17 protein-coding genes and 1 pseudogene are annotated in these 19,248 nt (G+C 37.9%); 4 read left to right on the plus strand and 14 right to left on the minus strand.

Annotated elements, in window-relative coordinates:
- Positions 1-15: 15 nt before the first annotated feature.
- On the minus strand, positions 16-1,161 hold the full coding sequence (locus ACB088_RS15675) for a DUF1624 domain-containing protein (RefSeq protein WP_375037395.1): 1,146 nt from the start codon (positions 1,159-1,161) through the stop codon (positions 16-18).
- Positions 1,162-1,235: 74 nt separating this feature from the next.
- Here ACB088_RS15675 and ACB088_RS15680 point away from each other — a divergent pair, with 74 nt between their 5' ends.
- Positions 1,236-3,326, plus strand: coding sequence for a TonB-dependent siderophore receptor (locus ACB088_RS15680; RefSeq protein ID WP_375037396.1), 2,091 nt, complete (start codon positions 1,236-1,238; stop codon positions 3,324-3,326).
- Between the two features lie 45 nt (positions 3,327-3,371).
- Here the strand turns inward: ACB088_RS15680 and ACB088_RS15685 are convergent, their stop codons facing one another.
- From ACB088_RS15685 to ACB088_RS15715, 7 genes and pseudogenes are all read right to left on the minus strand, one after another.
- The gene (locus ACB088_RS15685) at positions 3,372-3,749 is read right to left on the minus strand and encodes a nuclear transport factor 2 family protein (protein ID WP_209735216.1); all 378 of its coding nucleotides are present in this window, start codon (positions 3,747-3,749) and stop codon (positions 3,372-3,374) included.
- Between the two features lie 27 nt (positions 3,750-3,776).
- Positions 3,777-4,160 carry a ribonuclease E inhibitor RraB gene (locus ACB088_RS15690; protein ID WP_133747947.1) on the minus strand — a complete coding sequence of 128 codons (384 nt, stop codon included), beginning with the start codon at positions 4,158-4,160 and terminating at the stop codon, positions 3,777-3,779.
- Positions 4,161-4,288: 128 nt separating this feature from the next.
- A complete protein-coding gene (locus ACB088_RS15695; protein WP_375038817.1) occupies positions 4,289-4,954 on the minus strand; it encodes an RluA family pseudouridine synthase in 666 nt (221 codons plus the stop codon).
- A 111-nt stretch (positions 4,955-5,065) separates the two neighbouring features.
- The gene (locus ACB088_RS15700; RefSeq protein ID WP_003655668.1) at positions 5,066-5,767 is read right to left on the minus strand and encodes a DUF1003 domain-containing protein; all 702 of its coding nucleotides are present in this window, start codon (positions 5,765-5,767) and stop codon (positions 5,066-5,068) included.
- An 80-nt stretch (positions 5,768-5,847) separates the two neighbouring features.
- Entirely contained in the window at positions 5,848-6,351 is a 504-nt protein-coding gene (locus ACB088_RS15705; RefSeq protein WP_375037397.1) for a DUF2867 domain-containing protein, read from the minus strand.
- A 489-nt stretch (positions 6,352-6,840) separates the two neighbouring features.
- A pseudogene (locus ACB088_RS15710) lies at positions 6,841-8,044 on the minus strand (MFS transporter).
- Between the two features lie 198 nt (positions 8,045-8,242).
- On the minus strand, positions 8,243-8,827 hold the full coding sequence (locus ACB088_RS15715) for a TetR/AcrR family transcriptional regulator (RefSeq protein ID WP_375037398.1): 585 nt from the start codon (positions 8,825-8,827) through the stop codon (positions 8,243-8,245).
- A gap of 254 nt (positions 8,828-9,081) precedes the next feature.
- Here ACB088_RS15715 and ACB088_RS15720 point away from each other — a divergent pair, with 254 nt between their 5' ends.
- Positions 9,082-9,783, plus strand: coding sequence for an SDR family NAD(P)-dependent oxidoreductase (locus ACB088_RS15720; RefSeq protein WP_375037399.1), 702 nt, complete (start codon positions 9,082-9,084; stop codon positions 9,781-9,783).
- Positions 9,784-9,832: 49 nt separating this feature from the next.
- On the opposite strand, the gene ACB088_RS15725 is transcribed toward ACB088_RS15720, so the two are convergent.
- The 4 genes from ACB088_RS15725 to ACB088_RS15740 form a co-directional block, all read right to left on the minus strand.
- Complete coding sequence (locus tag ACB088_RS15725) at positions 9,833-10,705, minus strand: hypothetical protein (protein WP_375037400.1); 873 nt, start codon at positions 10,703-10,705, stop codon at positions 9,833-9,835.
- A 74-nt stretch (positions 10,706-10,779) separates the two neighbouring features.
- Complete coding sequence (locus tag ACB088_RS15730; RefSeq protein ID WP_004640430.1) at positions 10,780-12,054, minus strand: type VI immunity family protein; 1,275 nt, start codon at positions 12,052-12,054, stop codon at positions 10,780-10,782.
- The gene (locus ACB088_RS15735; RefSeq protein ID WP_004640428.1) at positions 12,051-13,049 is read right to left on the minus strand and encodes a hypothetical protein; all 999 of its coding nucleotides are present in this window, start codon (positions 13,047-13,049) and stop codon (positions 12,051-12,053) included. The genes ACB088_RS15730 and ACB088_RS15735 overlap by 4 nt, the downstream gene beginning before the upstream one ends.
- A 2-nt stretch (positions 13,050-13,051) precedes the next feature.
- Entirely contained in the window at positions 13,052-15,898 is a 2,847-nt protein-coding gene (locus tag ACB088_RS15740; protein ID WP_375037401.1) for a type VI secretion system Vgr family protein, read from the minus strand.
- 261 nt (positions 15,899-16,159) lie between these two features.
- Between ACB088_RS15740 and ACB088_RS15745 the strand changes: the two genes are divergently transcribed.
- Together ACB088_RS15745 and ACB088_RS15750 are read left to right on the plus strand one after the other, a co-directional pair.
- Entirely contained in the window at positions 16,160-16,852 is a 693-nt protein-coding gene (locus tag ACB088_RS15745) for a tetratricopeptide repeat protein (RefSeq protein WP_375037402.1), read from the plus strand.
- Between the two features lie 680 nt (positions 16,853-17,532).
- Complete coding sequence (locus ACB088_RS15750; RefSeq protein ID WP_375037403.1) at positions 17,533-17,808, plus strand: hypothetical protein; 276 nt, start codon at positions 17,533-17,535, stop codon at positions 17,806-17,808.
- Between the two features lie 103 nt (positions 17,809-17,911).
- Here the strand turns inward: ACB088_RS15750 and ACB088_RS15755 are convergent, their stop codons facing one another.
- Both ACB088_RS15755 and ACB088_RS15760 read right to left on the minus strand, forming a co-directional pair.
- The gene (locus ACB088_RS15755) at positions 17,912-18,331 is read right to left on the minus strand and encodes an NUDIX domain-containing protein (RefSeq protein WP_375037404.1); all 420 of its coding nucleotides are present in this window, start codon (positions 18,329-18,331) and stop codon (positions 17,912-17,914) included.
- A 344-nt stretch (positions 18,332-18,675) separates the two neighbouring features.
- Positions 18,676-19,185, minus strand: a complete 510-nt coding sequence (locus tag ACB088_RS15760) for a GNAT family N-acetyltransferase (protein ID WP_375037405.1) — start codon at positions 19,183-19,185, stop codon at positions 18,676-18,678.
- Positions 19,186-19,248 lie beyond the last annotated feature (63 nt).

The following is a 19,248-nucleotide window of genomic DNA, read 5'->3' on the forward strand; positions in this document are numbered from 1 at the left end:
CCCACTTTTTGAAACTTAGAAATATTTTAAAATCGAAATATGTTTATTTTGATGCTTAAACTTCGAGAACCACTTAACCGCTGGATAAAGTGCAACAGACAACATAATGGTGATTAACCACAACATCCACACATGGTTAACCGATAAATAATTGCCATGGTTGGCTCCCCACATACTTATTGCAAATACATACATCAGTTTCAACACATATAAATGTAGTAAATAAAAGAACATAGGAACCGAACCAAACACTACCAATGGTTTTAAAAATGAATATTGCTGCATACGTTCAAAAGCAACCAACACAATTAAACCGATTCCAACATTCAGCAAAATAAACAGCAAAGACGGTGGATACTTGGTGAGGTTAAAAAAGCTCATTAAAGTGAGTTGTAATGACTCAAAATGTTGCCAAGGCTGGTCACCATAGATATTGATAAAACGCAGTAAAACGAATAATCCAATACTTGCCAGACCGATACTCAATAAATAGTGGCTTCTTTGTTTTGCAGTATATTTTGAACTAAAGAATTGGCCTAAAACATAACCCAGCAAAATAACACCAATCCAAGGTAAAACAGGATAGCTTGTTCTGAGCTTTATACCTGCAAACTCAATCCAGCCACGCTCGTGTAAAACGAACCATACATTCTGTAAAAAACCATTTGTAAAATGCACAGAATCTAATAAGTTGTGCCCCAAAATAATCACTAAAGCTACACCAGTAAGAACAGGTAAAGGCAAACTCACACAACCAGCCAACACCACCATGCTAATACCGATTGCCCAAATCACTTGTAAATAAATGACTTCTGGTGGAAAAGTTGCTGTCCAAGCAAAGTTCACCAATGTCAGCTCTAACACAATTAAAAATAGACCACGCTTCAATAAAAACGCACGGGTTTGCTGTAAATCTTGTTTTTTTGAATGAAATAAAAAAGCCGAAACACCTGTTAAAAGAACAAAAACCGGAGCACAAATATGTGCCAATAACCGACTACCAAATAATGCAGGTTCAGTCACTGTGACATCCATTGGATCTATGACTTGCTTATGCAAATAGAAAGTTTCTCTCACATGGTCGAGCAACATAATCAAGATGACCAAACCACGTAAGGCATCAATCGACTGTAAACGCTCAATATTTTTTTCTAAAGACATAGCGATAATCAATAAAATAATGTAACGTTATACTATTACATTTAATCCCTTTTGTCTTTCATGGCTGCTCATTTATGCAACACAAATTAGGTTTGTTGTCTTCCTTAGGTCTATCGTTTATATCGACACTCAGTTGGGGAGAAGAAACGTCAACGGTACTGGCAACCATACGCGTTCAGGCTGAAGCTACCCAAGAAGATGTAAGTCAAAATAGTTCAGCGACTAAATTTTCTCATGATGTTTTAGATGTACCTTTTAATCGTGCTTTTGTTTCTAAGCAGGTGATGGAACAACAAGACGTTCAGCGCATTGATGATGCATTAACCTTAGTCAGTGGGGTTTTCCATCAGAATAATTATGGTGGTGGTTTTTGGGATAATTACTCTTTCCGAGGTTTTAGTGGTGATCCAAACTTAGGGACTACCATGATCCGTAATGGTTTGAGTGTAAACCGAGGGATTAGTGCTCCCAAAGACATCGTAAACATTGACTCTTTAGAATTTTTAAAAGGACCAATGGCTGCCCTCTACGGACGTGGAGAAACAGGTGGTTTGCTCAACCTCAATAGCAAAAAGCCACAGTGGGAACGTGAAAGTGAAATTAACTTACGCGCCAATAGCCAAGAACAATATCGAATTAGTCTAGAACACACTGCGCCGATTAACGATGAACTGGCCTATCGTTTAGCAGTGGCTCACGAAGATAATCAAAGCTTCCGTGATCATGTCAGCAGTGAACGTTGGTTCTTTTCGCCGCAGCTCACATGGAAAATTTCAGACCAGACTCAACTCGACTTTGATAGTGAATTTACAGAGCACAAAGGAACCTTTGACCGTGGGGTAAGCACCGTTAATCACCAGTTTGTGATGGACCCGAAAACCTTTACAGGCGAGCCTGACGATGGTGACATGAAGGTAAAAGATTACTTTTACCAGCTACGTCTTAGCCATGAATTTAACTCTGACTGGAAACTGAATAGTGCCGTCAGTTATAAAGATGCTCAAATGATCGGCTTTTCGACCGAACCACGACGCATACAAGCTGATGGTCGTACTTTAGAACGTCAACGCCGCTATCGTGATTATCAAAGTGAAGACGTGCTGGCTCAGACAGAATTACTTGGCAAAATTGATACCTCTTGGGCTCGACATGAAATTTTACTTTCAACTGAACTTGGTCAACTCGATTATCAACAATATCAACTTCGTCGTAACCACAGCTCAGGCATGCCAAATACAATTGATATTTACCAACCTGAATATGGAAAATATTTACCAGATTTAGCACCGTTCACCAACACTAAAGAACAGCAACGTTACTTTGCTCTTAATGTACAAGATCAAATCTTTTTTAATGATCAATGGAGTGTGCTTTTCGGCAACCGTTTTGATCAGGTCGAACAAGACTTTAAAAATCACCTGACTCAGACCGAAAGTAACCAGACCCTTCATCAAAATAGTCCGCGTTTCGGAGTAAATTTTAAAGCCTCTGACCAATGGGCTTTTTATACGAACTATGGTCGTTCATTTGCGATGAATAGCGGTATGAACCGAAATGGACAAACCTTTGCCCCTGAAAAAGGTGAAAGCTATGAGGTCGGCACAAAATATAAAATAAATGACCAAAGTGTACTTAGTCTCGCTCTATTTAAAATGAAAAAACAGAATGTGCTGACTACAGATCCAATCGACAATGCATTCCAAACAGCCGCTGGTGAAGTTAGCAGTAAAGGGATTGAATTTGACTTAAATAGCCAGATCAATGATCGATGGCTCGTCAATGCCAACTATAGTTATACCGATGCTCAAATTGAAAAAAACCAAGACCTAGCTAAAGGTGCACGTCTGAGTAATGTGCCGAAACACCAAGGTTCAATCAGCACCAATTATGAGTTTCTGCAAGAAGGCACGAAAAAGGCAGGTGTAGGTGCCAACCTCACCTATGTCGGTGAGCGCAGTGGTCATAACCTAGATAACGGCTTTAATTTGCCGAGTTATACACTGGTGAATTTAAATGGTTACTATGCCCCATCTGACCGCTTACGTTATCAGCTCAATGTGAATAACCTGTTTGATAAAACTTACTATGTCTCAAGCTATAGTGATTTGTGGGTTCAACCGGGTGAACCACTGAACGCTTCAATTTCGGCACAGTGGAAATTTTAATTCATCTATAAAATAAAAAAGCCCGAATCATTTTCGGGCTTTTCATTAAAACATACCATTTTCATTGACGAGTGGGTCGGGCTGTACTTGGCCAATATCCCAAAACTCAGCAATTTTTCCATTTTCGAAACGACAAATATGAACCACTGCCAAAGTGGTTAATCCGTTCATTTGCATTTCAAGTTTAGAATGCACAGCAACCAAATCACCATCTTCAATCACATGTTGAACGTCAAAGACTTTGTTTGGTGTTTCAGCCGCGCTTTCACGCATTCCTTCCTTCAAAGAAGTCGCATCACCCGCATAATAAGGGTTGTGATGCTTGAAGTTTGGAGCAGTATAATTGCTGTAGGCTTCATCGACTTCACCAGCAGCGGCAAGCTCTAAAAACCGTACAGCAATTTGTTTTTGAGATAAGTTCATGTTATCTCCTACCCGTTATTTTAGACCTTACTGCAACAGGTCATCTTCTTCATCTTCATCCTCATCAAAGACATAGGCCATGCAGCCCCATCCATCATATTCGCCCTGAAATTTTTCAGCGATGCTGGTAAACCATTGTTCCAAATCAACAATATCTGAATACTCTGGTTCCATGTTAACAAAGACCGTAATCACCCATTCATTTGGCTCAACAGAATCATCTTGAAAGAGTGAAACCTTTTGTTCTTGGTACAGTAAATAGAGTGAACATTGCTCTGCATTTTTCTGATCTTGAAAAGCAATAGAAAATTCAATTTCATGTAGATCGGTTAAATCATCCCCGTCTTCGGCCATTTGCCAAAGTACATTGCCGTTATCGTCATCTGGAAATTGTTCGTAATCACGAGTCATAATATGATCCCTTGTTGTTGTTGCCGTATTAATATTATTCGGCATTAAGAATACCCGACTTTTATTGCAGTTTGGGTATATATTCCGTTCCCAATTGCATCAAATTAATTTTTTTAATTATATAAATTTTAAAAAGGCACCTGCGATTCAATCACCACATCGGTTCCATTTAATGGATGCTGGAAAGCCAAATATGCGGCATGTAACGCCATACGGTTTAAGTGAAATTGTTTAGGTTCAGGGTGGTATAACTTGTCACCCATAATCGGATGTCCAATATGCATCATGTGTACACGTAGCTGATGTGAACGCCCTGTCACCGGCTCTAGTAATACCCGGCTTTGATCTATTTTTGCATCATAGATGAGAGGCTGAAATAAGGTTTTGGCATGCTTACCCAACTCAAAATGCACGATTTGTCTCGGGCGATTTTCCCAGTCGGTAATGAGTGGAACCTCTACGCTTCCCTCTTGATTTACTCGCCCTTGTACCAAGGCAATATAATGCTTTTTGACCGTTCTAGCCTGAAACATTTTACTTACCGCGACTTCTGCATCACGGTGTTTAGCAAACATAAGCAAACCCGAAGTTGCCATATCTAAACGATGAGTCACTTTAGCTAAAGGGAACTTTTCAAGCACCCGTAAATAGGCACTATCATGATGTTCAGGCAACCTCCCCATAACCGACAATAAGCCCGCTGGCTTATCAACCACGACCAAATCGTCATCTTCAAATAGGATTGAAAGAGGGTCTTGTGGTGGAGCATAAACAAAGTTGTCGTTTAAAGGCATTGTCGTAGAAGCAGCAAGGGAGCATGGCGGCAGATCATAAAGAAATTTCCGATTTACCGCAAAATATTCTATACAGCTCATTATGTTCCACGTGAAACTCAGATTCAGTTTTTACCGTTTTTTATTCATTTCAGATAAAAGATCGAGCTGAATTTCTTGAATATGTGCAAGTCTTTCCCATTGATGCGATAAAAGATGATCCATTTTTTCATGTAAATGTCTAATTTCAAGCTCAGCTTTTAAATTAATTTGATAGTCATGTTGAGCACGTAACCGATCTTTTACCTCTTGTCGATTTTGACTCATCATAATGACAGGTGCCTGAATTGCAGCTAAACAGGACAATACCAGATTAAGCAGAATAAATGGATAAGGATCAACAGGATGTACAACCATCACTACGGTATTTAAAATAATCCAAGCCACTAAAAATAGTCCAAAACAAGTTAAAAAGACCCAACTTCCACCAAAAGAGGCTATTTTATCTGCTAGTTTTTCACCCAAAGTCCAATTCTGATCGAACTCTGTCTCTGTATTTCGACTAATCAGCTCATGCCGTTGCATACTGCCAATCACTTCATTTTCTAAAGTTGTTAACTCGCCTTTTTCTGAACGTAATAGTGATTGCACATATTTAATACGGTAGTCTGCCAAATCAGCACGACAAATAAAGGTTGAAAAAGACCAATCCGGATAATCTTTCAAGATTTCTTCACCAATGACATCTCGAATGACTTCACCCGAAACCAGATCTTTTAAGGGAAAACTCTTTCCACAAACGGCGCATTGGCGACACTGGTTTTTATTGTCCATTTTATTCAGCTCGCAATTATAATAATAAGGATATTATATAAACGATTTCAACGGATAACATCGTAAATAAAAATAGTGCTCTAACCCAATATCTGTAAAGTGGCTGGTACTATTTTTCGGTGGGCAGGAATCACTGGCACCATGTAGAGTCGTCCAAGCAAATTTTTAATATGCACTACTGTGGTTATGGTCAGTACTTGAGTCTTTTCATTCTTATAAATAGATAAAGTCACATTTAAATGTTTATCGTCATCGCCAACCACTAACTCATTTTCGGTACGTTGCAATAAGGTAAAAATTCCGATCCGATCACCAACTACATATTCATTTTCTTTTTTATGCGCATCAATTTGCTTAAAACTTCCTAAATCTTTAAGCCCAATCTTTGAAGTAATTTTATTACGCAAATTCATGCTCCACTCTATCCACTGCGGAGTATGCTGAAACAATTTAATAAGCTGCCCAAATACATTCAGGTCTGGTTGGCCAAGCACAATACTCCACGAATCGTGGAAGTAAGCATTGTTCAATTGAGATGAGATTTGGCTGTCATGCGGCAAGGCAGAAAGATAAGGCTTATTCATAAATTATATTCTTGTAAAGTATCGTTTTTATTATAGAGAATTTTTTAGGGTGTCAAGGGAAAACATCTATGGTTTACTTCAACAATTATAACTTTGTAAGTTAGAACCTTATGCCTATAAACTTTTGATCTATAGCGTCCTAAGCCGAATCGAGACCTTTTGGGTGAGTACACACTAACGTTATACGTTTTGGTGCATGCTACTCTTTTCGATCCCTATCACACCCTTGAGATATAGTTTAGCCAGCACCCTGCGGGATTGTTTTTCTAAGAACAGCTAATTTTAAATATTTTTGGGAATTTTTACGCCATTAAGCAAATTAAAAAGAATTTATTACCATTTCAGTATAATTAGTTAAATTTAAATTCCACTTTATTTGTATTTTACGGTTTATTTTACCAAGTCATTAACTATTTTTTATAGCATTGCATCAAAATATAAAAATTAAATCACCCTTCACTTCTTCAGTCATGAAGGGCAAAAATCTTTTTATGAAGAAATAAAACCATGCTTACGAGCACTGTAAACAGTGCATAACGCGATGAGAGCAAAAACCAACATAATCCATGGAAAAGAAGCTGCGCCAAAACTTTCAAGTAACCCACCGCCAACCATTCCACCGAATGCGATAGCAAGGTTAAACATAGTGACCAACATGGACTGTGCGACATCTGCTTCGTGTCCCGCAGTATTTGCCAAAGCTGTTTGTAATAAGGTCGGAGCCCCACCAAAAGTTACTCCCCATAACACTACACCCGCCAGTACGACAAAACTTGAAGAACTATAAACACCTAAGAGCGCTGTTGCGATTGCAAAGATAAATAAGCTTAAAAGCGTTATTTTTCTTAATGATCGATCGATAAACACACCTGTAATCAAGATGCCTACAATTGAAGAAATACCGAATACAAAAAGTATCGTCTCGACTTTGTATGCCTGCCCTGTCGAAGCCAAGAAAGGCGAAATATAAGTATAAAGAATGCTATGGGCTAATATCCAAAGGAATACGACTGCTAAAACAGCTCTAATGCCGGGCATTAAAAGAACTTTTAAAATGGGCAACCTTTTTTGTGCTGACTGTCCCACAAAATCAGGAATACCAAAACGTATCCAGACAAATAAAATCAATGCCAATAAAGACATTATCCAAAATACGCCACGCCACTCAAACAGCGTTCCCAACCATGCACCCAAAGGAACACCAATAGACAAAGCAATCGGTTGCCCAACCCCAGCAATTGCTAAAGCTCGGCCTTGATACGATGCTGGGACCATGCGCCTTACATAACCCACTAAAAGCCCCCAAATAACGCCCGCCGCCCGCCATACCTGCAATGAAACGAGCAATCAAAGTCAAAATATAATCATTTGATAAGGCAGTAATCGCATTAAATAAAAGTAACCCTGCAATCGCACTGAGTAACAAGGGTCTCCGATTCCAACTACGAGTAAGACTAATCAGAGGTATTGCCGCTAAAACTGAGCCCAAAGCATACACTGCTATAAGCTGCCCTGCGTATGCCTCTGAAATATTTAGCCCTTGGCTGATTTGGGGCAAAAGCCCTGCTGGCATGGTTTCTGTCATGATGGTCAGAAAACCTCCAACTGTAAAAGCCAATAGTTTCCAAATCGGTAATTGAGCAGAGAACTCTTCACTTAACTGATGAGATGTTTCATCACTCTTAATATTCATAAGGGTTTACTCTCAAATTCTTTTTCAGCGGACTGACCATGCTCTGCATAGCTATACGCTTGTTTTACAACGTTAGGATAGGAAGACATTTATTCTCCATGTAAATTAAAAATCATTATTATGGAATGATCATTCCAATTTAAGTTAAATAAAAACCTTAACTATCCAGCTCAACAATAGTTAAGGTTTAAATGAGTTTTATAAAACGTTTAAAGCAATCTCGACCACATCCATTAAGCATTGTTTTCTTTCTTCAACAGGACTGCCTTTGCCTAAAACACGTAAACCTTGCATAGTATTTAGAAAGAAACTTGCCAATGCACGTGGGTTTTGGGTAGAAGCAATTTCGCCAGATTGTTGAGCTTTAATTAATAAACTCTCTAAAGCATGCTGTATTTTCTGTAGATTACTTACAACAAATTGAGCGACATCTTCATCATGGCCAGCCAGTTCCAAACACGCATTTGCAACGAGACAGCCTTTGTGTTCTGAATCATTCAGCTCATCTTCAACCACATTTATCAGTAATTGCCGAATAAGGGCTTTCGGTGAACCTGAACCAGACAACAGCTTCACATTGTTAAGTGTGGTTAAAAGTTCATAGCGTTGTAATGCTTGTTGATATAACCCCTGTTTACTCTGAAAGGTACTGTAAAGGCTACTTCGAGATAATCCCGTACCTTCAACTAAGTCTTGAACCGAAGTCGCTGCATATCCATGGCGCCAAAAAACATGCATGGCTGCATCAGCAATTTCATCAGTTTCAAATTCTTTTGTTCGCATAAGCAGACTTAATAGGAACGATCGTTCCAATTAATTTATAATAGGAGGATAGAGAAGTCAAACTACAAAAATTATTTCATCAATCGTTGTCCCATCTGGATCATTCAAACCAAACTTACTCATTACTGCTTTTAAGATTTTTTGTTTTGCTCTTTTCAGTATTATTTTTTATAGATAACTTTTTCGCTTGAATACATTATAAAAACATATTATAAACTATTTCTAACCAAATAATTGGTTTTTGGAACTTTATAATGAACAACAATATTATAATCTTTGGTTATGGAACAGGTATTTCTAAAGCCGTAGCACATAAATTTGGTAAAGAAGGCTATAAAATCGGGTTAGTGGCACGAAATGCCGAAAAACTCGAAAAAGCCATTTTAGAGCTTAGATCGCATGGTATTGAAGCTTACGCTTTTACATGTGATTTAGCGGTTCTTGAAAACATACCAAATCTTATTAAACGTATTAAAGATCAATTAGGAGAGATTAAAAATATTCATTGGAATGCTTTCCATGATATTGAAGGCAACATATTAGAAACCCCTCCACTGGAGCTCACCAAAAGCTTTCATATTCGTGTTTCGAGCTATATTGCTACGGTACAAGCTTGCCTACGTGATTTAGAAAAAAATCATGGTAGCATTTTATCGACAAATGGAATTTTCGCGTTCGATGCGGTCGGAATAGATTTAGTTGCCAAAGAATATTCATCATTAGCAATTACTGCTGCCGCCCAATATAAAACCACCAACTTACTTGCTCATAGTCTAGCTGACTCAAATGTTTACGTGAGCCAAGTCATTGTGAATGGCTTTGTTGATGGGACATCAGGCGCTCAAGATAAAACGTACACAGTACATCCCGAAACCATTGCAGAGCAGTTCTGGTACTTACACCAACGTAAACAAGAAACCGTTTCTCTTTGTGGAGAAGCAATTCAAGCGGCTTAAAATTATTTCTTATGACCGAAGAAGCGTAATAAATTACGCTTCTTACAGTTTATTGCACATAAGGCCAAATATCTGGGTCTATATAGCTTTCATCTATATGGTAACCCTCTTTTTTCATATTATTTTCTTCAGTTTTACGGGCTTTCTTATTATTGGCAACTTCAGTTTCAAATGCTTGCTTTAACTGCTCTGAATTCATCTTATCTGTATCAGAGATAGCATTTCGCCCTGCATATTTAAAGTTTTCAAAGCTGTACCTCACCATATACTGTTCTTTTTTATCATCTTTATAAGTCTGTCGAAGACTAATACCCAACTCCACATCCCCATTATACAAATTAAATACCAACCTATTTGTTTTCGAAAGAACATCCTGCCATTCTTTAAAACTTAAGATATAAGTTGGATCTATAACCTCACCCATAGTTTCAGTCATATGCTTTAGATTATCTTGTTTATCAATTCGAGCACTAAAAGGTAAAAAATACTGCTTCCATTGTTTGTCATTAATCTGATGCACTAATTTAGTATAAGCAGTATAGGCTTCTTGGCTCGTGGTATATTCATTTGGATGCAAGCTAGCATTAATGTCCATGATTTGAATACCATCATTGCTTCGTCGAGCTACTTGTGTACCTAGCACACTGATTACATTTTCAATTTCTAAATTACTCTTTTCAGTAATCACACGTACTCGACCTAGTTTTGGTGGAGTCCAATCTAATGATAAAAAATTCATCCCTGCAGGCTGACGATCAACTGGAGTAGTACTATTTTTACTAAAATCCTGCATGCCCTGTTCACCAAAATGAAGGGTTATCACATCTTGATTTTGGTTCTTTAGACTATAATCGGTTGGTTTACATGCAATTAAAAATAGGCATGTAGAGATGCAGATAAATAAAGATAAATAGTTCTTCATAATAAGTCTCCAGCCCTATTTATCAACAAACCTTCCTATCATTCCTACTCGAATGTATTTTAAAGTCATTTTTGCTATTTCCCCATCCAATACCAAAACACTTCTCCCCAATCCAACTCAGAAAGGATTGGTAGAATTTCACCTTGTTTAAAATACTGTAGTTCGTCTGGTTGTGCTGGTGTTTGCCAATAGCCAGTTTGTGGGCATAACTCTCCACCTTTCACTTTAAGTTTTTCTTCTAATGGTAAATTGCTAACCTTATTGATCCGTTTCCCATCCGGCCAATGGCTATCTTCATCAAAACGAGCAATCCATTGTGGAGAGTTCTCTATATCAAATCTTGGGTTTGGATCATCGTCCCATGCATCTAAAGTCGTTAATTTTAAATCATTACAACGAATTGGTTTAATAAGCTCATTTGCCATCACCAATAAATCTGGAATACCCTCTTCAACTGGATAAAGTGATAATTCTCCAAGTCGAATCCACAGACTAAATTTTTCAGGGTTAGTTACATCTGGAAGTTTTGTAATCTCAATCCGTGGATCATTAAGTTTTAAACGAATTTGTTCTTCACTGAGCCCTAATTTTTCTATCCAATAATGTGAAAGTAAAAAACACCATGTTGGAGTTCGTAACCCAGCTCCAAGAACAGGTAAATATTCAAAACCATCTTCATCATAATGAGAATGAAATGCCATTGCAGCTGGATGATCAATATCTAATCCATAAAAGTAATCGGTAAATATTCTTTCTGCTGTTTCAAATTCTGGAGAAATTGATGATAGTTGGGTACTATTTCCAATTTCATATCCACTATATGATTGAATTGGATTAAATTCTTTCAAGCATCTTTCAACAAATTCTTCCCACTTATTTTTATTATTTTTATACCATTTACTACTAAATGTAATTTTTAAATAAGAGTAGGCGCTAGCCTGTGATAACATCGCCGAATATGCCCATTGTGCACTTTGTAGATTTGAGTCAGCACTTGATGCCCCAATAAAATAAAATAAATCTGAGTCTAAGGTTTTAGTCACGTCAGTGATTATATCTTTCTTATTTGGTTTCTTTTTAACAATTTTCTTCCAATGGCTATCTTTATTTCGATAGAATAAGTTTAGTGGTTTATCAATTATTTCTTCTTCAAAAACATTACAAACAGATAAAATTTTATCTGCAATTAAAAGCACCTCATCATCACTATTTAAAATATAGAATGTTATAAATGGGCAAATACCAAACTCTTCCCCTTCATAACCATAGATATAATCACTATTCTGACTAAATTCAGATAAAAAATTTTTAATTTCATTTTCAGATAAAAATAATTCCGATGTACTCATTTTTTCCCAGTACCTCCTTTAGTTTTACTTTGTGCTGGTTTCTTCTCTTCTAGCATTCCAGCATCCTCAGGATATCGGAACAATGATAGCTTAAACCCTTCATTGGCAGTAACTTTGCTAGTAAATTTGGCTTTTGCGCATTGTAGCTTCAAGTCATTATATGCTTGGAATTGACTATCTTTAATCACATCATTTTGAAATTTAATTTCAACCAGTGCAAAAATATTAGTCAAAGTTAAAGGTTCACCACGATATTCAGGAATAATAATATCTGCTCCTATTATTCCTTTTCCTTTGTATGGCATTGGCCAAAATGGATTTAATTCTGAACCGACTCTTTTAATACGTGTCTGACCATCTAATTGAGGGGCTAAATATTTCTTAGTTTTTATATCATAACCAAAACATACTTCTGATTTTAAAGGACTACGCCACTTTAGAAGCTCATCCATAAACTCAAACATGAAGTTTACGGCAAGCTGCTTTAATCTAACAATAATATATTCGTCGACACTTGCTCCGGCTAATTCTTGAGCCGTCATTTTTAATAACTTTGCAACAATATCCACTTTACTTTTAGGAATAACATCTTTTAATTTTTTACCTTTTTGTTTTCTTAACTGGATCATCGGCAAATGATCTGCTTTCTCACATATTTGGCTAATAATAGGTCTAAAAGGAATTTTCTGCTTTATTGCCGCAGTAATTACATTACTTTTTACCTGTGGTCTTCCAGAGGCCGACTTTGTAGTATTAGTTTGTTTATCACCTGTAGTCAAAGTCGTTAATAATACTTTTTCACGTTGCCGATCAATCTTATCAGTAATCTCCTTATCAAGATTTTTCATTATTTTCTTGATTTCTTCTTTTGCCTTTTTAATATTATCTTGATAGTTTTTGACCTCATCATAAGCATTTGCTGCTGTACGATATAATTCATATGCCGTTATTGCATATCCAGCTAGTTCAATTATTCCAATCACTACAGGAAGCATAATTATTTTCCTACTGAACTAATTTTCTTAGCCATCTGTTCTAACTTAGCATCCCAGTTCTCAGTAATACGCTCACTTTCTCTCATTAGAGACTTATAACCTACGATCCTTTCTCTACTCTCTGTCACTAATTGTTCAGTAAAACCTTGATTATCAGTAATACCTTGCTTTATTAAATTATTTTTTGAATCATGGATAAAATATTTATATCCTTGGAAATTTCTCCCATCAGCCTTAAACAATTGATATTGAGCAGAATAAGGAGATTGAGCAAATTCTAATTTAGGCAACGCCGGAACATTAGCATTCGCACTCCCGCCTCCCATAAACAAATGCTGCCCAGCCTTCACTTCAAACTTACCGCCTGTAGTCATAAAAATGCCCGAACTGGTAATTTTGACTTGAGAGCCGCCTGCGGTGAGCACAATTTCTTTGGCTGCGGTCGCTTCAATTTTGTCTTCTGCTGAAATAATCTGAACCGCTTTACGGGCAATTAAATCTGCGCCATCACCTTGCGCTTGTATCTCAACTTTGCCTTTGCCTGCATATAGTCTTGCGCCTTCTTGAGCTGCAAAAAGGCTGATTTTATTTTGGGCATGTACAATCAAGTTCTTTTGGGTAGACAGATTAATGCTGTCTCCGGCAGTTTGGTTTAGCTGCCCATCTGCGCTTAAGTGAATGTCTTCGTTACTGCTCAGCGCGATGCTATTTGGGCTCGCCAACAGCATAATCGCATCTTTGAAAGTTTTGGCTTTTGCATTGTCTTGCTGCTCAAGTTTTTCAATAAAGGATTTTAGGTTTTCTAAATTTTCTAAAGGGTCAGTTTGTTGATTTTTGGCAACTTCACTGAGTGCCTTGGCATTGCTAAGGCCACCTTCAATTTGTTGTTTGGCCTCATTTGCATCAAGGTGTACGCCTTGAGCTTGATCCTGTTTATGGGTACTAACGAGTAAACCACTGCCAGCTCGAACTGCCCCCCACTGGTCTGTTCTGAGTTCGAAACCTTCACCTCGACCATCACTTTCCGCCTTGTCTTTTGGATGGCTTAAGTTACCCAAGTTGAGCTGGCTTGCAGCATGGCTACTTTGTAGCTGGGCACTGATTTGTCCCGTGGTGTCATCAAAACGTAGCTGGTTAAAGCCCTTACCATCGACTTCTTCTGAGCGGATACCGCTGAGTTTTTTGGTGTCGGGGAGTTGACCTTTCTGGTCAAACTGGGTCGGGTGACGTTCGGCTTCATGAATACGGCCCACCACAAATGGGCGGTCAACATTACCGTCAAAGAAATCAATGACCACGATTTCACCGACACGTGGCAAGAAGCGTGCGCCATAACCTGCACCCGCCCATGGGGTGAGTACATCTACCCAAGCCGAGTCGGTGTCATTGTCGTTACTTCCAGCTCCACCGTCATGACTATGGTCGTCATTTCGGGTAAACAAGAAACGGACTTTAATGCGTCCCCACTGGTCGACATGGATGCTTTCGCCTTCCAACCCCACCACTCTAGCGCGCTGCGGATAAGCGGCTGGTCGGTGTTCTAGCGGACTATATTCAGGCACAGCTTTAATGTTGCGTCGAACGACATTCAGCTCAGCAAAGTGACGCTGCTCAGGATTTTGCGTGTCGAGTTGGGCAGCTTTGAGCTTGTCTTTTGGCAACAGACGCTCGAGTTGCTGTTGTAATTCTTTCGGTAAATTATTCTGGTTATAGTAGTGCTTGCTTAAGATTAAAAACTCTTTGTCAGCACTGTCGTGGCGCTCAAGTTCTGGGTGATCATTCAGTTCAAACCAGTAACCCACTTGTGCATCGCGGACATTGCCTGAAACGGTAAACTGTTTAGAGCTCAGGTGGTGGTAAGCATTGATGTGCTGATTGAACTGTTCAATCTGACTATTGCCTGAGGCGGTGGCTTGGTCTTCACCGTTTAAGTCCTGCATCCACGCGGGGCTGACATGCCATGCATCTTCAAGATTTAAGCTCGCATTGTCATAGTGTTCGCTGTGTTTTTGCGTACCTTGTACGCTGCCACTCCCTTCTTCTTGTTGGAGGGCATCGGCTTGCCAGCGTTGCACATGAACCGATGTCGGCTGTAAACGGCGTTCTGACTTAACTTGCGTAATGGTATCGAACTGTTCTGTAGCACTGCTGCGCTGGTAACGTAGGCTACGGCGTTCAAGAGCTTGATAATTTTGGTTATCGTCAATTAAGCGTAGCACTTGTGGCTGAATGGACGCATTCGGATCAGCGACCAAAAGCTGTGATTCATCGACTAGCCAGTTAATGCCTTCGCTACGCCACAAACGGGTTAAAAAGTCATAATCGCTTTCGTTAGACTGCATCACAAACGGACGCACATCGTAGTCTTTGCTTAACCCTGCCGTGTCGAGCGTTAAGCTTGAGGCAAATAATGGGCTTTTACCTTGCCATTCTTTAAACAGAATTTCGCTAATATCGCGCACGCTTTTGTTCATAAACACGCGGCTATTACGGCGTTTATGCCAGAGTGCAGTTGGGTCTTTTAAGGTGAGGTTATAAATGGTGAGTGAGCCATCACTTTTGCCTTCGCTTGCTTCGGTAATAATGCCTGTGGTTCTAAAGAACTGGCCCATGTCAGTGACTTGATCAATAGCAACCTGACAGCCGATAAATTGTTTTAACGCAATATGGGCGTTTGTCGACAGACATAGTAATTCAGCAACGCTGCCCTGATTAAGCGTATGTTCGCCTTCAACGCGTTGTAAGAAGACTTGCTGATTTAAAGACTGATTTGAGAATTGGATATGAACAGCGCGATTTTGTGAAACAAGGCCTAAACGCTCCAATATACTCGACACACTCATCTGCATTTTTATTATCAATCAAACTTATATTTAGGCCGCATTTTAATTAAAAAAAGACTAACCTGTCTATCTATACTCATTTTCAAAATGTAACTGGTCTAAATATGCTGTTTTAGGTTAACTTCTTATTAAATAGATATTTAAACCGTAAAATTAGATCATTTTAAATTTCTATAAACCACTCAGATATATTCAACATTTTTCTTTTATATTCAAATAGATATTAAAGAAAATAAATATTCAAATTAATAAAGTTCAGGATGAGATATGAAAATAAAAAAGTCTGCTTTTTATATATTTACCGTGATTTTCTCACTTCATTCTTCAGCATTTGCTGAACCGAGTGTCGCCGATATTCAATATCGTGCAGAACAAGGGCAACCCGTTGCTCAATATCATTTGGGCATGATGCTTTTAAGCGGTGAACAAGGCGTTGTTAAAAATTATGAACAAGCGTTTAAATGGCTAACTGCGGCTGATCAAAATGGAAGCGTGGGCGCAAAATATAGTTTAGGCATGATGTATTACACAGGCACGGGCGTAGAAAAAGATGCCAAGCGCGCTTTTGATTATTTTAATAAGGCTGCGGCCAAAGGCCATGCTAAAGCGCAATATAACTTAGGAGTGTTATATGACAGGGGCGAAGGAATTGCGCAAAATTATGGGCAGGCGTTTGAATGGTTTAGTCGTGCTGCCGAGCAAGGCTATCCACCCGCGGAATATAATTTAGCTCAGCTATATAAAAAAGGTCACGGCGTCACCCAAAGTGATGAGCAGGCGCTTAACTGGTACACCAAAGCGGCCGAGCATGACGAAAGTGATGCCCAGTACAACTTGGCCCAGATGTATTTAAATGGTGAAAGCACGCCGAAAAACTTAGAAATGGCAAAGAAATGGTTCCAGCAAGCTGCCAATACAGGCGATGTAGATGCGAAAGAAATGCTTAAAAGTTTAGAATAAAGGTAGTCACCTATAATATTTTTATTTATAAGATGATGAATTTCTATTGTTAATAACATTGCATGCACAACTTATTTTATTCTTTATTTTTTCTAATTAAATATAAACATTAACTCTATTATTTTAAAAATATATTTAGTTTTATTATTAAATCAAAAATATTTTAAATATTAAATTGACGTAATTAAAATCACCGATTATTATTTCGTTGCTGGCCTACATTGCCAGTCGGTTATGACAGACCGCGAATAACAAAGTCGATATGCAAAATTCTTATTTTGTGTGTCGGGAACTCGTTCGCCCCCTTTTTCTCTATGGTAGGGCGGAAGGGGGACACCTTTGTGTGTGCTGGTTCCTTTGTTTCCAGTCTGTCAACCCTCTTTCGTTCTACCACCATAATCAATTGACGGTGATCTGGTGGTAGGACTCCATTTTTTAAGGAGTTGACCATGACACTTTTCAAATTTATTCCCTCTCCAATTTAATCATTTTATTTATTTAAAATTTGGGTTTCCTGTACTCTATTTTTTAAATTTATAAATTCTTTTTATTTTAAAACTTAAATTATTTTATTTTCCTATATTTACAGGAGGGTTAATTATTATCTAAAAATTTATTTAAAACCTTAAAACTAATTATATTTTATTCGACTCATAGATATAAATCATTATGAGAATAATATGAAAATTTATAAACCTATTTTGGCTTTAAGTTTCATTCTAGGTATTTCGGGTTGTAACCTACACACTCAGCAGGATTTTGAAAAAATTTGCCTGTCGGGTGGGCACAGCAAAACCAGTTGTGAATGTATTTACCAGCGACTTGAACAAGCCTACTCCCCTAAGCTGATGCAGCGCCTAGAACATGTCAGTTTGCAAAGTCCTGTTCTCCCACAGGACTTTGCCCCTACTTTTTTTAGCGTCATGCAGCGGTGTGACAAAAGTAGTATGGGTTAAGCGTTTGGCTTAGCCCCTTTATCTCTGTGTTGCAATGGTTTCTTACTTTAAATCAGCGCAAAAAATTAAAGTCTGTTGTGGCACAGAGGCCTAAGTTGTTTGATTAGTTGAGCTGATATTTAGATTTAATAAATTCAAATAATTCTTTAAAAAGAGGGTGCCATTCTTCTGTTGGAGGACTCAAAAAAGAGTGCCAGAAAAAATCGAAAGTTAATCCATTATCGTCTTCACAAAAATGTGACCAAGTGTCGTGTAAAGCGTCATGTGTAGTACATACAAAAACATGCCAATCAGGCCCTGCCTCTGAAGGAATATGTTTACCTAGGTATGAATGAATTTGAGCATTCTTTATTCCAGATTCTTCATAAAGCTCGCGCAAAGCGGCATGTTCTAACTTTTCTTGATGTTCCACTGTACCTTTAACGATTTGAATTCCTGCTAACGGATGTCTAAATACTAAAATTTCCAAGTTATTATTACTTTCCCTGAATACCACAGGAACAACTTTTTCTATTAAAGACATGATCATTTTCTTCTTTAAATTTAAGTGGATATTATAGAGCTTAGTTAGAGTTCGAATACGTTATTGATGATGTAAATCTTAAGTCCATATAAAGCATTTAACTTTCTTGTACGTTTTAACCTACAAACTTTTAGGGATTTTGCGGATTGGCTACCCTCTGCTTTTTCCCTAATATGAACTCATACAGGAACAGGATGTTCCGGAACAAAAAACAATAATAATAAGTTCATGCACTAGGAGCGTGAGATACGACAGGAGTCATATCTAGCAACCAAATACGAAAAAGCTCGACAGGATGTCGGGCTTTTTTTATGGTCATTTAAAAACAACCTAAAAGAAAATTCTTATATTTTTTTATTCACAACATACCTTTGAACTACTTGCTCGACAGTAATTTCAGAATGAAGACGGCCATTGTTTGCTTGAATGGTTTTTGCAGAAGCTAAATTAGATTTATAACAATGTATATGTAATTCTGTTAGGCCTAACTTCCATGCCTCCTGAATTGTAAGCTCTAATAATCTCGAGCCAAAATTCTGTCCACGTTTAGAGGGACGGATACCTAAACCAATATGCCCACCACAATATTGAATCTGTTCATTGAGTTTAGGTCGTAAGTTAGATGCACCAATAATTTCATTACCCTCTACTAACCAATATGTAATATTGGCAACATGTCCTTCCTGTAAGGATTCCCCTTTTTCATACTCTCTCAGTTTATTCAAAAACGAATCAAAATTTGTATGATCAAAATCCATTGTCAAAGGATAACGTTCTTCATCAGCTAATTCATTGATATAGTTTTTATAACTCTCTTTAAATCTTAAATCAGGTTTAACCAACATAACGATCATTTATGCATTACTCCCGAAGAAACTGTTCTTTTTATAACCACAACTTAAAAATAACATATTGTT

The organism is Acinetobacter sp. RW6 (assembly GCF_041956835.1).
GTDB lineage: Bacteria > Pseudomonadota > Gammaproteobacteria > Pseudomonadales > Moraxellaceae > Acinetobacter > Acinetobacter calcoaceticus.

Bases quoted from the DNA above. Each gene is read 5' to 3' on its own strand.
- ACB088_RS15675 (WP_375037395.1), bottom strand. From the start codon at position 1,161: ATGTCTTTAGAAAAAAATATTGAGCGTTTACAGTCGATTGATGCCTTA.
- ACB088_RS15680 (WP_375037396.1), top strand. From the start codon at position 1,236: ATGCAACACAAATTAGGTTTGTTGTCTTCCTTAGGTCTATCGTTTATA.
- ACB088_RS15685 (WP_209735216.1), bottom strand. From the start codon at position 3,749: ATGAACTTATCTCAAAAACAAATTGCTGTACGGTTTTTAGAGCTTGCC.
- ACB088_RS15690 (WP_133747947.1), bottom strand. From the start codon at position 4,160: ATGACTCGTGATTACGAACAATTTCCAGATGACGATAACGGCAATGTA.
- ACB088_RS15695 (WP_375038817.1), bottom strand. From the start codon at position 4,954: ATGCCTTTAAACGACAACTTTGTTTATGCTCCACCACAAGACCCTCTT.
- ACB088_RS15700 (WP_003655668.1), bottom strand. From the start codon at position 5,767: ATGGACAATAAAAACCAGTGTCGCCAATGCGCCGTTTGTGGAAAGAGT.
- ACB088_RS15705 (WP_375037397.1), bottom strand. From the start codon at position 6,351: ATGAATAAGCCTTATCTTTCTGCCTTGCCGCATGACAGCCAAATCTCA.
- ACB088_RS15715 (WP_375037398.1), bottom strand. From the start codon at position 8,827: ATGCGAACAAAAGAATTTGAAACTGATGAAATTGCTGATGCAGCCATG.
- ACB088_RS15720 (WP_375037399.1), top strand. From the start codon at position 9,082: ATGAACAACAATATTATAATCTTTGGTTATGGAACAGGTATTTCTAAA.
- ACB088_RS15725 (WP_375037400.1), bottom strand. From the start codon at position 10,705: ATGAAGAACTATTTATCTTTATTTATCTGCATCTCTACATGCCTATTT.
- ACB088_RS15730 (WP_004640430.1), bottom strand. From the start codon at position 12,054: ATGAGTACATCGGAATTATTTTTATCTGAAAATGAAATTAAAAATTTT.
- ACB088_RS15735 (WP_004640428.1), bottom strand. From the start codon at position 13,049: ATGCTTCCTGTAGTGATTGGAATAATTGAACTAGCTGGATATGCAATA.
- ACB088_RS15740 (WP_375037401.1), bottom strand. From the start codon at position 15,898: ATGCAGATGAGTGTGTCGAGTATATTGGAGCGTTTAGGCCTTGTTTCA.
- ACB088_RS15745 (WP_375037402.1), top strand. From the start codon at position 16,160: ATGAAAATAAAAAAGTCTGCTTTTTATATATTTACCGTGATTTTCTCA.
- ACB088_RS15750 (WP_375037403.1), top strand. From the start codon at position 17,533: ATGAAAATTTATAAACCTATTTTGGCTTTAAGTTTCATTCTAGGTATT.
- ACB088_RS15755 (WP_375037404.1), bottom strand. From the start codon at position 18,331: ATGTCTTTAATAGAAAAAGTTGTTCCTGTGGTATTCAGGGAAAGTAAT.
- ACB088_RS15760 (WP_375037405.1), bottom strand. From the start codon at position 19,185: ATGATCGTTATGTTGGTTAAACCTGATTTAAGATTTAAAGAGAGTTAT.